Genomic DNA, 14517 nt, shown 5'->3' on the forward strand with positions numbered 1-14517 from the left:
CCATGCTAAACTAGTCCACTGGACTAGTTTACTCCTCCTTATCTGACCTGAACACTTAGATTATACAGGAAAAATAAATGGAAGCTCAAAGCCTTATCAGCCACCAGCATAGCTGGTGGTTTTCTTGTTTTTCTCTCAGAGAAAAACTGACTCGAAGCCATAAAAAAAAGATCTAGGCAATGCCTAAATCTGATCTGTATCCATTAATAATTGTGCTTCAGCAAGAATGTCCTGTCGTTTCTCATTGGCATCGATATTGAGCACAAAAGCAATTGCTACCGAAAGGACCAAAAGACTATTTCCACCTTGTGATAAGAACGGGAAGGTCACTCCTGTAGATGGAATTACTCCTGAAATTCCTCCAATATTAACAAAAACTTGCATCAACATCATGCTTCCCATGCCTAGTGCCAACATTGCATTGAAGGAATCTTTAGCCTTGATCCCAACTAGCATAATTCTAAGAATTAAAAAGAAAACAAGAGCAAGGATAAAGACTGCACCTATCAACCCTAATTCTTCAATTACAATTGAGAAAACAAAGTCTGTTGTTGATTCCGGTAGGTAACCCAACTTCTCAATTGAATTGCCAAGTCCTCTACCAAACCAACCTCCGTTACTCATCGCATAGTAAGAATTAGCCAGCTGGTGACCCGAATCAGTTAAATCTTTAAATGGGTTAAAGTAAGCACTGAAACGTTTCGCAACATACCCAAAAAGAGGAACTTTAGCCATATTGTTAACACCGACAATGGCTGTTAATCCAATGAAAAGTCCAGACACACCAACGATAAGACTTAAAATAGCTGAGAACCAGCGATAGCCTACACCACTAACCAAAAACATGATAATGGCAGTTAAGACAATAATTGAGGCATTACCTAGGTCAGGTTGCATAGCTACCAGAATAACTAGAACAGTAGCATAGACACGCCAATCAGTGATTTTTTTAGGAAACCATTGCCCTTTTGTCAATGCTTGATAATCATAAATGGCAATGTCATCTTGTTTCTTGGAGAAAACTAAAGCTAACATCCAAACCATAATGATTTTCAAATACTCTGCCGGTTGAAAACTTAGCGGCCCTAAAACAATCCAACCGTTAGCACCGTTAACTTCCTTTGTGAAAAATTTCGCGATAACTAACAGAATCATTTCGGCTACTATCACAATAGACAGGACTTTTTCATTCTTTAAGAAATCTAGTCGCAATTTGTAGATAAAGGCAATCGCCAGCAAACTGACAAGCCAAAAGGCACCTTGGCTAATGACTGATCTAAAAGGATTCAAACCGTACTGAATCATACTAGCACTTGTCGTTGAATAAACGACAATTAATCCCAAAACTGACATAATCAAGTAAGGAATTAAAATGGAATAGTTCAATAAATGTTTTTTTTCTAAATTCATACCATTCTTCTCTTAAAGTTTATTTGAAGGAGAAACGACAGTCTCTTCATTCAATATACCGCAATACTAATGACAACTGGCTACTCCCACCTCTTTTGAAGCATTGACTATCACAGTTGACAGTGATTGTGAGTTTATTTATTGGTAAAAGCTAGCTTTAGCTTCTTTCACGATTGTCACGCATAACGACAGTATTATATCATCTTTCTAAGTTAAAAAAAAGCAAGAAGTTAAGACAATTCCTTAACTTCTTGCTTTTTTGTGTACTAACTCTTTCAGTGATTAACCTGAGTTACGCAAACCTGTTGCAATACCGTTGATCGTGATATGGATTAGTTTTTCATAATCATCATTCACCTCACCACGGCGGAGGCGTTTGATCAACTCGATTTGAATATAATTCAACACATTAAAGTATGGTAGACGGTAATCCAAACTTGCTTTCAAATTTGGAAGATCATCGAGAAGATCATCGTTTTGTTCGATAGCTAAGATGACATTTTTTGTCAACTGCCACTCATCCAAAATCGTATAGAAGACATCACGCACTTCTTCTGACTCTGCCATTTGAGCATATTGGAAGGCGATATTCATATTTGATTTTGACAAGACCATATCCACGTTTGACAGAAGCGAACGGAAGAAAGGCCATGTTTGATACATGTTTTGTAGCTTAGCTAGGTTTGAAATATCTTTATCAATAAAGTTTTTGAAACTTGATCCAACACCATACCAACCCGGGAACATGACACGGTTTTGTGACCATGAGAATACCCAAGGAATGGCACGAAGACCTGAAATTTCAGTAATGGTCTTACGAGCTGCGGGACGTGAACCAATATTCAAACTTGATACTTCCTTGATTGGACTGGCTTCAAAGAAGTAATTATAGAAGTTCGGATTGCCAAAAACAAGGTCACGATAGATGACATTTGAATCTGCAACGATACCATCCATAATGTCACGATAACCATCAATCTTATTAGGATCAACAATCTGACGTGTTACCATACGGTCAAGTGTTGCTGAAATCAGCATTTCAAGGTTGTAATAAGCCGCATCCTTGTTACCGAATTTATTACCGATAACTTCACCTTGTTCAGTTAGACGGATACGATCTTTAATTGAGCCAAATGGCTGTGACGTAATAGCGTCGTAAGATGGACCACCACCACGACCAACCGTACCACCACGACCATGGAAGAAGGTGATTTTGACACCAAAGTCTTCACCAATCTTCGTCAACTCATTTTGAGCTTTATAAAGTGTCCAACCTGATGACAAGTAACCACCATCTTTGTTGGAATCTGAATAACCCAACATGATTTCTTGGTAGCCTTTGTTTGCTTTAATCCATTTTTGAACGATTGGCAATTGCAAGTAGGCCGTCATGATCTCAGCTGCATTGTCCAAATCTTCGATCGTCTCAAAGAGAGGAACAATCTGAACACGCGCTTTTTCAGTATCAACCAAGCCTACTTCTTTAAGCATGATAGCAAGCTCAAGCATATCTGAAACAGTCTCTGTATGTGAAATGATGTGTTGCTTGATGATTTCTTCACCCATCTTATCTTTCATTTCACGAGCTGCTTGATAAATCGCGAGTTCTTTTTGGAGTTCTTCAGATTTTTCAACATGCGTAGCTGACAGAATACGAGGATCATCTAGGAGCTGTTTCAACAAGAGTTGGCATTTGGCATCTTCTGAAAGACTAGAATAGTCTTGTTCGATATTAGCTGCTTTTAACAACTCTGATACACAAGCTTCCTGAACACTAGAATCTTGACGCATGTCAATACTTGCTAAGTAGAAACCAAAAATTTCAACTGCTTGAAGCAATTCTGCAAAATCACCATTGATCAATGATTCTCCACGGTTTGATAGTAATGATGCCTTGATGACCTCTAAGTCATCCTTAAATTCGCTAGCACGAATATAGCGTGGCTCTACTTTCTTATCTTCAGTAATGTAAGCAAGGGTATTCCCTAATTTTGTTTCAATATAATTGAGCGCTTTACGGTAAAGCTCTTTTTCACGAAACTCTGATGTATCTGTGGAGAGATTTGCCAAGGCTTTTAAGTCATCCGTCGCATCCACCAAGGTGCTTGACATAGAGAAAGAAGCGTAAAGGCTGTCGATTTTCTCAAGATAGTAGCTGAGGATAACTTCACCTTGAGTAGTCGCTGATAAACGTAGGGTTTCTGCCGTAACGAAAGGATTACCGTCACGGTCTCCACCAATCCACATTCCCATGGTAATTGGTTTTGGATTTTTGAGTTCAAAACCTTTAGCACTTGCAAGTTTTTTGTACTCTGCCACCAAGCTCGTAATCGCCTTAATCAATGAAGTATGATAGTACTCAGTGACATTGGTGATTTCGTTTTTAACCTTGAGTTTTTTCTCTCGGATAATATCCGTCTGCATGATAAGCTCAACCTGACGACGTAAATCCGCGTGCCATTTTTCCTTGTTGATTAGCCCAAGTTTAACATCACGGTATTTACGAAGAAGGACATGAATCTCATTGGTCAAACCTAGCATCGTTTTACGTTGCACCTGTGTTGGGTGAGCTGTCAAGACGGGAACGACATTGATATTTTCCAAAATTTCTTCGGCATGTTCGTTCGAAGCCACAACATCAATTGTTGTTGAAAGTTTTCCGAGGTAATCTTTTCCAACATTATTTTGATAATTGACCTCGTATGCCAAATCCACATCCTCTGAAATGTTGATCAAAAGTGGCAAAATAGAGAAATAGCGTGAAATGACAACCATTTCTTCATTACTCAACTGAGAAATTGTTTCTTCAAGAACTTGATAGTTCTGTTTTTCTGATAGTTCTGTTAACTCTTTAATGATTCCAAAAGCTTTATCACCAATCATGTTACGTGTCGTTTCTTCAAGAAGGTTGGTCAAAATCAACACTTCTTCTTCAATGACATCTTTGTTACTGTTGCTCTCAAGTTTTTTTATCGTCACAAAAGCCACTCCCGTCTTTCTATGTTATACCCTCTATTATACTCTTTTTCCTTTAAAAATAAACCATTATCCAAAAAATTGTCTAGTATTTTAGTAATTTTCTGATTTTTCTATATATAATTGTTCGTTTTCGCCTCCATTTACTAACTATTATCTGATATAATGAAGGAACAATAGAACTATTAAGGAGATTTTTATGGAACTTAAACCACGTTCAGAATTCCCTGAAAATGAACTTTGGGACCTTACAGCCCTCTACAAAGACCGCCAAGATTTTTTACTAGCTATGGAAAAGACGCTAGGTGATATCGATACCTTTAAACGCAATTACGAAAATCGTCTCCACACAGTTGATGACTTCTCTGCTGCTCTCTATGAAATTGAACACATTTACATTGAGATGAGTCATATCAACAGCTATGCTTTCATGCCACAGACAACTGATTTTGGGAGTGAAGAATTCGCTGAGATTGCTCAAGCAGGTAGTGACTTTGAAACCAAGGCCAATGTGGCGCTTAGCTTCTTCGACACCGCTTTGGCTACAGCTGATATGGCTGTCCTTGATGAACTGGAAGAAAATCCGCATTTTAGCGCAGCTATTCGTCAAGCGAAAATCCAAAAGAAACACTTCATCAGTCCTGATGTCGAAAAAGCTCTGACCAACCTAGGTGAGGTCTTGGGGGCACCTTATGATATCTACACCAAGATGCGTGCCAGTGATTATGCTATGGATGATTTTGAAGTGGCAGGAAAGTCCTATAAAAATTCGTTTGTGACTTACGAAAATTTCTACCAAAATCATGAAAATGCAGACATTCGCGAAAAATCTTTTCGATCTTTCTCAGCTGGACTTCGCAAGCATCAACACGCTGCTGCCGCTGCCTATCTAGCCAAGGTAAAATCTGAAAAGATTCTTTCCGATATGCGTGGTTACGACAGTGTTTTTGACTATCTCCTGGCTGAACAAGAGGTGGATCGTGCTATGTTTGACCGACAAATCGACCTCATCATGACAGAGTTTGCTCCCGTTGCACAAAAGTATCTTAAACACGTGGCTAAGGTTAATGGGTTAGAAAAAATGACCTTCGCTGACTGGAAATTAGACTTAGACAACGAACTTAATCCTGATGTGACAATTGATGGTGCTTATGATTTAGTTATGAAATCTGTTGAACCGCTCGGGCAAGAATACCGTCAAGAAGTGGCTCGTTACCAATCCGAACGTTGGGTTGACTTTGCTGCCAATGCTAACAAGGACTCTGGTGGCTACGCCGCTGACCCTTACAAAGTACACCCTTACGTACTGATGAGTTGGACAGGTCGTATGTCTGATGTCTACACTCTTATCCATGAGATTGGTCACTCTGGACAATTCATTTTCTCAGATAATAACCAGTCTTACTTCAATACTCACATGTCAACTTACTACGTAGAAGCACCATCAACCTTCAATGAGTTGCTGCTGAGTGATTACTTAGAGCGACAACTAGATGACCCTCGTCAGAAGCGTTTTGCGCTTGCCCACCGTCTGACAGATACTTACTTCCACAATTTTATCACGCACTTGCTAGAGGCTGCTTTCCAAAGAAGAGTTTACACGCTCATTGAAGAAGGCAAAGGTTTCGGTGCGGAGCAATTGAACACTATCATGAAAGATGTTTTGACACAGTTCTGGGGAGATGCCGTGGTCATTGACGACGATGCTGCTCTGACCTGGATGCGCCAAGCCCACTACTACATGGGACTTTACAGCTATACCTACTCTGCTGGTTTAGTCATCTCAACAGCTGGCTATCTCAACCTCAAAAACAATCCAAATGGTGCAAAAGAATGGCTAGACCTTCTCAAGTCAGGTGGTAGCCGCACACCGCTAGACACTGCTCTTCTCATAGGTGCTGACATTTCAACAGACAAACCGCTACGCGATACTATCCAATTCCTTAGCGACACCGTTGACCAAATCATCGCCTACACAAAGGAGCTTGAAAATGCCTAATCTCTATGATTTTAGAGTCAAAAATCAAGATGGTAGCGACTGCAACTTAAGCACCTACACTGGTAAGGTGATTTTAATTGTCAATACTGCTACAGGATGTGGGTTAACCCCTCAATACGAAGGTTTGCAAAAACTCTATGGTACCTATAAGGATCAAGGCTTTGATATTCTAGATTTTCCATGCAACCAATTTATGGGACAGGCCCCAGGTAGCGCAGAAGAAATCAATACCTTCTGTACTCTTAACTATCAAACAACTTTTCAACGGTTTGCTAAAATCAAGGTCAACGGCAAAGAAGCTGATCCCTTATATAATTGGCTCAAGTCCGAAAAAAATGGTCCCCTAGGTAAACGTATCGAATGGAATTTTGCTAAATTTCTGATTGACCGAGAAGGTCAGGTCATTGAGCGTTTCTCTTCAAAATGCCCGCCAGAAGACTTGATACAAGCTATCGAACGTCTCTTATAAAAATAGAGATGTCGTTCCAAATCAAGAAATAAAACCGTCTAAAATCAAGCTTATCAGAGCCTTGATTTTAGACGGTTTTGTATTTATAGAACTAAGCTGTAACAAGCCCTAGCTTAGGCATCACTTTCACTTACGAATAATTGACTTAGTTTTGATAAACTTCTTGATAAAAGCGGACTTTATCACCTTTTGCTAGTTTAATCTGATTAGCAGCCTTTGGTGCCATTTCACCATTGACCTCAAACATCCAATAGAGCCCCTTACTCTCATCTTGTGAAACCCCATCAATCGCTGTGATGAAGCCATCTTTTTCCTCAACGTTATGATTTGCTTTTAGGGCATCCATAACGGTCTGACCAGATGTGAACGTTAAGGTCTCTTCTTTTTTGCTATTATTTGCCTCAATGGTTAAGGTAAAGCTAGATTTTACCTGACTTGATGAAGACGTGGAGCTTTTTGATTGCGATTCTGTAACATTGCTACAAGCAACCAATAAAAACAGGGATAAAGACAAGACAAGCAGATTACGTAGTTTTTTCATATGAAAATCTCCTAAAAATTAATATGATAAGTGGATAAAAGATGACTGTTGAAGCTGCATGGGCAAGGTTAAAGCCAGCACCAGCGATGACATAAGCCCACCAAGGCATACCGTAAAGTAAAGAAAAGAATGAATCGATAACCATTCCGTAGCTAAAGCCCACTCCCCCCGCCAAGAAGGCCTGAAAGGCTATCTCGCTACCCCTAGTAGATTTAAGAAGTTTTGTCAGGGGATAGAGCAGATAAAACCATATAAATAAGACCACGGCAAATGATACAATCTGCCACAGAACCCAAGGGCCAAATCCTAAAAGAAAGGATGATATCAACATAGTCACCGCCATCACCAAAATACTCTCCAGAAGACCAAAGGTCAGAGAGATCACCAAGAAGATAGCTGTTATCGGTTGAATATTGGGTAAGCTCGCAAAAGCATAACGTAAAACCACGCAAAGAGCCGATAAAAGGGAAATACGAGTGACTTGATTTAGAGATAGGTAAGTACTTCTAGCCATAAGAACAGTCTAGCTAAAAGGAGAAAAACTGTCAAGCCATCCTAGGGTGATTTAGTGAGGCGAGTTGACATCATAAGTCAAAGACCAAAAAGAAGCTTAGAACATTCTTTGTTCCAAGCTCTTTTTGGTCTTATCATTTTTATCTGCTATTTTTTATTTCCAAACAGCGTCAATAACTTCTTTAACCAAGGCTAATTTTTTCCACTGGTCTTCTTCTGTTAAAATATTACCTTCTTCTGTTGAAGCGAATCCACATTGTGTTGATACCCAAAGTTGATCAAGTGGTAAGAATTTTTCAGCTTCATGGATACGAGCGATGACAGCATCTTTATCTTCTAGTGTCGCTTCTTTTGAAGTAATCAATCCAAGTACTGCAACTTTACCATCTGTCACTTCTGCCAATGGTTCAAAGCCACCTGAACGATCATTATCAAACTCAAGGAAGTATTCCTTAACTTCTTCTTTACCAAAAAGATCTTTAGCTACTGGATCATAACCACCTGATGAAGCCCATGTTGAGTGGTAGTTTCCACGACAAACGTGTGTATTTACCAAGAGACCTTCTGGAACATTTTCATAAACATCGTTGTTAAGCGTTAGGAAAACTGATGATAACTCATCGAAGACTTCTTGTGCTGTACGACCTGTTGCAGCTCCCCAGCCAGCTAGGAAATTATTATCTACAAGCGTTCCCCAAGTACAATCGTCTACCTGAAGAGTCTTAAGACCAGCTGCAATCAAATCCTCGATGACTTTTAGATAGGCTTCCTTGATATCTGTACGGAGCTCTTCAAAATCAGGATAGATTTCATTTAATTTTTCAACGTGCTCTGCATCGCGAATCAATTCAAAGTAAAATTGTGACGGAGCTGGAATGGTGTATTTTGCTTCAACATCAGCCCCAGTTGCATCAACGGTAGCCTTCAAGAATTTGTAAGCTTCAACAAAGGGGTGATTGTCACCAGTAATTTTGCCTGCAATAAGAGCAGAGTCAGCTTTAGTCGTTTCATCGTGGAAACGATAACCTTCAGCAGCTTGAACGTGATCGATACCAGTGAAGCCCCAGAAGAAGTCAAGATGCCAATAAGCACGACGGAATTCTCCATCCGTCACTTTTTCAAGACCAGCTGCGATTTGTTTATCAACCAGGTCTTTGATTGCTGCATCTTCTACTTTTGCAAGCTCTTCAGCAGTTACTGTACCAGCTTCAAAGCCAGCACGCGCTTCTTGTAATTCTTGTGGACGAAGGAAAGACCCTACATGTTCAAAATATTTTTTTGCCATTTTGTTACTCCTTATTAAGACTTTACTTAGTTCTTGCTTATATTCTAGCACTCCTACTTATAGCTGTAAAATATATATTTTCTATGGTTAGCTATAACTATTAACTATATAGTTTGATTTCATCAAGACAAAAAGCCAAGCAAAATGGCTCGGCTTTTCTTATAAAATGGATTAACCCCAAACTTTTTCAGTAATGTTTTGGATCAATTGAAGTTTTTTCCACTCATCTTCTTCAGTTAGGATATTACCTTCTTCTGTTGAGGCAAAACCACACTGTGTGGAGATTCCTAGGTTTTTAAGTGGTACAAGTTCTGCTGCTTCTTGAATACGTGCAATAACAGCATCAACATCTTCTAATTGTGGGTCTTTAGATGTGATAACACCCAATACCAATTCGACATTGTCACGGCCGTTCCAGATTTCTGATAATGGTGAGAAGTCACCTGAGCGGCTATCATCGTATTCTAAGAAGAAAATATCATAGTTCAACTGACCAAGGTATTTAGCAATGGTTTGATAGCCACCTTCAAACAAATAAGTTGATTTGAAGTTACCACGACAAATATGAGTTGCCAATGTCAAATCTTCTGGAAGACCTTCCAAAGCTTTGTTGATGACATAAACATCATCTTCAGCCAATTTTTCAAAATGAGCACGTTTTTCAGGTTCATCTTTGAATGTTTCTAATTGGTGCAAAAGGAAAGCCCAAGTTGTATCGTCCAATTGAACATAACGAGCACCCAAATCATAGAAATGTTGAATGGTATCATGGTAGGCTTTCGCCAAACCATCCAAGAAACCTGTCCAGTCTTCATAATAATCAGCATAAAGATCACTACGATGGTCACGATCGATAACGAGTGATGGACTTGGAATAGTCACTTTTGGAGTCACACCTTCTGGTGTGATAGATTTCAAGTACGTAAAGTCACGGTAGAAAGGATGCTCTGGGTTTTCAGCAACCTGACCATTTAGACGAACATTAGTTGTACGAGTCTTAGCTCCGTGGAATTTATAAGAATCTTCTTGAAGGTAAGCTTCAAATCCTGTCAAATTCCAAAGGAAATCTAGGTGCCACCATGAGCGACCGAACTCACCATCAGATACTACTTTAAGTCCGTTCTCAACTTCGTGATGAACCAATTCTTTAACAAGTTGGTCTTGAACTTTTAGCAACTCGTCTTGTGAAATCTCACCATTTGCAAACTGCTCACGCGCTTCTTTAAGTGCCGCTGGACGTAGGTAAGAACCTACATGATCAAAATGTTCTTGTACTTTAGCCATAATGTTATACTCCCTTAACAATCAATTAATATGCCAACCATTCTACCACCCTGACTTATAGCTGTAAAATATATATTTCCTATAAACAGTTATAGCTTAAAACTATATCTTATCTTTTTTCGGTCTGAGCCTTTGATTTTTTGGGATTTTTAAGATAAAATGAAAGACAATGAGAAAAAGAATTAAACCCGTAGTTGTTCTCGTCTTTTTCAGTTTGATTAGTTTATTGTTCATTATTGCTAATATTTATAACCATAGTGTAACATCATCGCAACTTGTTTCAGCCAAGAAAGAAATACCTGTTGCAACGTCAACATCAACGAAAACAGATGAGTCTTCTTCAACAGAGAGTACAGATTTTGTTCTTAAACCAATCATCGACCTTTCTGGTTGGCAACTGCCACAGGATATTGACTATGATACGCTATCTCAAAATATATCTGGTGCTATCGTCAGAGTGTTTGGAGGGTCTGGTATCAGTTTTGATAGCACTGCTGCTGATAATAAAGGTATCGATAAGTCGTTTAAGACCCATATTAAAGAATTCCAAAAACGCAATATCCCAGTGGCCGTTTATGCCTACTCACAAGGAGCTAGTATTGAGGAGATGAAAGAAGAAGCCCGTGTTTTCTACAAAAATGCTTCTCCTTACAATCCTACCTACTACTGGGTTGACGTGGAAGAAAAAACGATGGATGACATGGATGCAGGGGTTCAAGCCTTCTTAAAAGAGTTAAAACGACTTGGGGCAAAACACGTCGGACTCTACATTGGAACCTACTTTATGACTGAGCATGGCATCACTACCAAAAATTTCGATGCTGTCTGGATTCCAACTTACGGAAGCGATTCCGGTTATTTTGAATCCGTTCCTGAAACTGATCTCGACTATGATCTTCATCAGTACACATCACAAGGTTACCTCAATGGTTTTGACAACGTCCTTGATTTGAATCAAATTTCAGTCAATAAAGATACTAAAAAAACCTTCAAAAAACTTTTTGGAACAACTAGTAGTAAATCAAAATAAGCTAACAATGAAGCTAGGACAACCGTCCTTAGCTTCATTTTTTTAGTTTTGGATTTTCAAAACGAAGTAGTTGAGTGAGCTCTTATTCGTTGATAAATCAACTTTTACAGCCCTATCTTGATATCAAGCATAGCTTGTTGTCATCTCCCAAATGTTTTTACTGTCGCACTCCATTTTTGTATTATTTCTACATAGATTGCAAAGTCAGAACGGCATTTTGGTCTGAGAGTGGTATAATAAAAGTAACACGAAGTAACAAAGGAGCTATGATGGCAAAAAAAGGAAAAGTCAAAAAAACATTAGTGGATCAGATTCTAGACAAAGCGAACATCCAGCATGACAGCCTCAATTTTAATGGTCTTGAAGGAGAGTTGCCTGATGATGTAGAACGTAGTCATATTTTCAAAACATTGGCACTGACAGGTGATAAAACAGGGCCAGTTATCGGTATCGTTCCCATTACTGAACACCTTTCCGAAAAAAAACTCGCCAAAATTTCAGGTAATAAAAAAGTCAGTATGATTCCACAAAAAGACCTACAAAAAACAACAGGTTACGTTCATGGTGCTAACAATCCTGTCGGGATTCGACAAAAACATGCCTTTCCTATTTTCATCGACCAACACGCCCTAACATACGGTCAGATGATTGTGTCAGCTGGTGAAATTGGACGTTCTATTCGTATCGATAGTCAAGTATTAGCTGATTTTGTCCAAGCTAGCTTCCATGACATCATTGATTAGCACGATTGACAACGCTTACATTTTGTCTTAAAATAAAGGTAATATCAGCATAAAGAGGTAATTATGAGACTATATTTTGTCAGACACGGAAAAACAGAATGGAATGTCGAAGGTCGCTTTCAAGGCGCTGGTGGTGACTCTCCCTTACTTGAGGAAAGCAAACAAGACTTGAAAGAGCTAGGACACTACCTTGCAGACACAGACTTTGACTGTGTCTTTTCCAGTGATTTAACACGCGCGCGTAAAACCGCTCAACTCATTATGGAGGAAAATCATTTTCCAAAGCAACTGATTTATACAGAGGCTTTGCGCGAGTGGCAACTTGGTAATCTTGAAGGGCAAAAAATCGATATCATGTCATCAATCTATCCTAAACAGATGGATGCTTTTCGCAACAATCTCGCTCTCTTCAAAGGGAACCAATTTAACGCTGAAACAGTCTATCAGACCACTAAACGCGTCCTTGATTTAGTGCAATGCTTGAAGAATAAACCGTTTGAAAAGGTTCTTTTTGTAGGTCACGGTGCCAATCTAACCGCTTCTATCAAGACACTGCTAGGCTTTCCACCAGCGCAATTACGTCTTGATGGTGGGCTTACAAATGCCAGTCTAACCATTGTTGAGACAGAAGATTTTAAACACTTCAACCTCATCACTTGGAATGATACTAGCTACCTAGATGTCCCAGAGGACCAAGTTGTTTATATAAGATAAAAAGTTGGGTTACCCCAACTTTTTTAGATTCCTCTAGTGTCAACCCAATACTTAGCCCAATCATAGCCTCTATCTTTCACATAAGACTCAAAAGTGGCAGCGTATTTTTCAATTGTCGCACGACTGGCTTGATTGTCTTTTCTAGCTGTAATGAGTACCTTTTTGATACCTCGCTTCGCGTATTCATTGAGCGCAAAAGCCAAGAGTTCTGTCATAATGCCCTGTCCACGAAAGTCTGTTCGTGTCACATAGCCGATATGCCCTCCAACTCTTGCTAGTTCCCCCTTTAGCTCCCAGCGACAACCTATCCTAGCTACTATCTCTCCGTCTTTGAAATAGTAAAAATTCGTTGAGGTAGACCAGTCTGGATTGCCTGTATCAATTTCATTTTGGTTGGATTTGGCAATAAAAGCTGCAAAATCCTCAACTTTCTTGGTTTCTACCAAGTCATTGCCTGCCTCTTTTTCAGCTAGTAAAATCGATTGAAAACGTTCAAAAGCTGACTTATCTTCTAAAGTGAGTCGTCTGATATCAATCATAGCATCCTCCATAATAACTAAAAAGGTCGGGAAATCCAACCTCCCATCAACGATAACCAAAATGCGATGATTGGTCACGTTTGTCATGTTATTTGATGTACTTCATGCGTAAGATTTTCTCCTGTTGCTTACTCAAACGCAACAAAATCACAACCTTATCTACACTCATATTGCTCTCAAGAAGACGCTCTGCTGCCATCATGAGACCGTTGTTAATCCCCATTTCAAGGATAGGGTTCTTCTTATCGTTAACATCAAAGATAAATTTATTGTCTGGAAGGTCAAAGAGAACCTTAACAGCACCAAAAAGTTGTTCAAAGTTATCAATGGCAACATCGTAAACAGGCTTGGTACCAGCCTTTAGAGTACGTCCACGGTGGTTAAACCACATAGCATGCCAACCGCCATTTTTCGCCCCCATGACATCATTGTCATAAGAATCACCGACATAGAGGGTGGTTGCTGGGTTCATGTTAAATTGCTCCGCTGCTAAGTTGAAAATCTCTTTTTCTGGTTTCTGAAAGCCAGTCGCCTGACTAACAATAACACGCTTTGGATCAACATAGTCATAAAGACCTAGTTTTTTGACTTTTTTCAGTTGGTGCTCTGTTGGACCATTTGTGATAATGCCCATTGGGACACCTTTTGACTTGAGAAAATCAAGCGTCATACGCATCTCATCAAGCATGGTGATATTGTCCAACTCATGCTCATAGACTTCTTGGAAATGCTTACCAGTAGCTTCGTCAATCTCAGGATAACCAAACTCTAGCAAGGTTTCTCTACAACGCCAGAAACGGAAATACTCTGTTGTCCATTCGCCAGCCATTACCCTTGGAAAACCAATATCGGAGTAATGACGAAAACGAATGTAAGCCTGATTGATATGAGACATATCAAAATCTGGAAAGCACTTCTCCACAGCGATACGATAAGGTGCTTGCTGATCGTAAATCGTATCATCAACGTCAAAAACAATAGATGTAATCATGTTTCTCTTTTCTTTCAACCAAT

At 39.4% G+C, this 14517-nt stretch carries 13 protein-coding genes; 5 read left to right on the forward strand and 8 right to left on the reverse strand.

Features of this window, described 5'->3' with window-relative positions:
• Window positions 1-183 precede the first annotated feature (183 nt).
• Window positions 184-1410 (reverse strand): cell division peptidoglycan polymerase FtsW, encoded by a 1227-nt coding sequence (gene ftsW, locus JOC31_RS05865; RefSeq protein WP_205017230.1) that lies wholly within the window; start codon window positions 1408-1410, stop codon window positions 184-186.
• A gap of 282 nt (window positions 1411-1692) precedes the next feature.
• Window positions 1693-4389 carry a phosphoenolpyruvate carboxylase gene (ppc, locus tag JOC31_RS05870; protein WP_205017231.1) on the reverse strand — a complete coding sequence of 899 codons (2697 nt, stop codon included), beginning with the start codon at window positions 4387-4389 and terminating at the stop codon, window positions 1693-1695.
• Window positions 4390-4585: 196 nt separating this feature from the next.
• On the opposite strand from ppc, the gene pepF reads away from it, so the two are divergent.
• Together pepF and JOC31_RS05880 are read left to right on the forward strand one after the other, a co-directional pair.
• A complete protein-coding gene (gene pepF, locus JOC31_RS05875; RefSeq protein ID WP_205017232.1) occupies window positions 4586-6385 on the forward strand; it encodes an oligoendopeptidase F in 1800 nt (599 codons plus the stop codon).
• Window positions 6378-6854, forward strand: coding sequence for a glutathione peroxidase (locus JOC31_RS05880; RefSeq protein ID WP_205017233.1), 477 nt, complete (start codon window positions 6378-6380; stop codon window positions 6852-6854). Before pepF ends, JOC31_RS05880 begins: the two co-directional genes overlap by 8 nt.
• Window positions 6855-6999: 145 nt before the next feature.
• Here JOC31_RS05880 and JOC31_RS05885 read toward each other — a convergent pair whose 3' ends face one another.
• The 4 genes from JOC31_RS05885 to JOC31_RS05900 all read right to left on the reverse strand — a co-directional run bounded on the left by JOC31_RS05885 (window position 7000) and on the right by JOC31_RS05900 (window position 10477).
• Window positions 7000-7395 (reverse strand): DUF4430 domain-containing protein, encoded by a 396-nt coding sequence (locus tag JOC31_RS05885; RefSeq protein WP_205017234.1) that lies wholly within the window; start codon window positions 7393-7395, stop codon window positions 7000-7002.
• Window positions 7379-7909 carry an ECF transporter S component gene (locus JOC31_RS05890; protein ID WP_205017235.1) on the reverse strand — a complete coding sequence of 177 codons (531 nt, stop codon included), beginning with the start codon at window positions 7907-7909 and terminating at the stop codon, window positions 7379-7381. Before JOC31_RS05890 ends, JOC31_RS05885 begins: the two co-directional genes overlap by 17 nt.
• Before the next feature lie 153 nt (window positions 7910-8062).
• Window positions 8063-9193: a 5-methyltetrahydropteroyltriglutamate--homocysteine S-methyltransferase gene (locus JOC31_RS05895; protein WP_205017236.1), complete on the reverse strand. Its 1131-nt coding sequence runs from the start codon at window positions 9191-9193 to the stop codon at window positions 8063-8065.
• A gap of 171 nt (window positions 9194-9364) precedes the next feature.
• The gene (locus tag JOC31_RS05900) at window positions 9365-10477 is read right to left on the reverse strand and encodes a vitamin B12 independent methionine synthase (RefSeq protein WP_205017237.1); all 1113 of its coding nucleotides are present in this window, start codon (window positions 10475-10477) and stop codon (window positions 9365-9367) included.
• A 169-nt stretch (window positions 10478-10646) separates the two neighbouring features.
• Here JOC31_RS05900 and JOC31_RS05905 point away from each other — a divergent pair, with 169 nt between their 5' ends.
• The 3 genes from JOC31_RS05905 (at window position 10647) to JOC31_RS05915 (ending at window position 12964) form a co-directional block, all read left to right on the forward strand.
• Window positions 10647-11507, forward strand: coding sequence for a glycoside hydrolase family 25 protein (locus JOC31_RS05905; protein ID WP_205017238.1), 861 nt, complete (start codon window positions 10647-10649; stop codon window positions 11505-11507).
• A 269-nt stretch (window positions 11508-11776) separates the two neighbouring features.
• Window positions 11777-12250 (forward strand): aminoacyl-tRNA deacylase, encoded by a 474-nt coding sequence (locus tag JOC31_RS05910; RefSeq protein ID WP_205017239.1) that lies wholly within the window; start codon window positions 11777-11779, stop codon window positions 12248-12250.
• 63 nt (window positions 12251-12313) lie between these two features.
• Entirely contained in the window at window positions 12314-12964 is a 651-nt protein-coding gene (locus JOC31_RS05915) for a histidine phosphatase family protein (RefSeq protein WP_205017240.1), read from the forward strand.
• Window positions 12965-12987: 23 nt separating this feature from the next.
• Here the strand turns inward: JOC31_RS05915 and JOC31_RS05920 are convergent, their stop codons facing one another.
• On the reverse strand, window positions 12988-13503 hold the full coding sequence (locus JOC31_RS05920) for a GNAT family N-acetyltransferase (protein ID WP_205017271.1): 516 nt from the start codon (window positions 13501-13503) through the stop codon (window positions 12988-12990).
• Between the two features lie 88 nt (window positions 13504-13591).
• Entirely contained in the window at window positions 13592-14494 is a 903-nt protein-coding gene (locus JOC31_RS05925; RefSeq protein WP_205017241.1) for an HAD family hydrolase, read from the reverse strand.
• Window positions 14495-14517 lie beyond the last annotated feature (23 nt).

It is taken from the genome of Streptococcus saliviloxodontae (assembly GCF_016908655.1).
Classification (GTDB): domain Bacteria; phylum Bacillota; class Bacilli; order Lactobacillales; family Streptococcaceae; genus Streptococcus; species Streptococcus saliviloxodontae.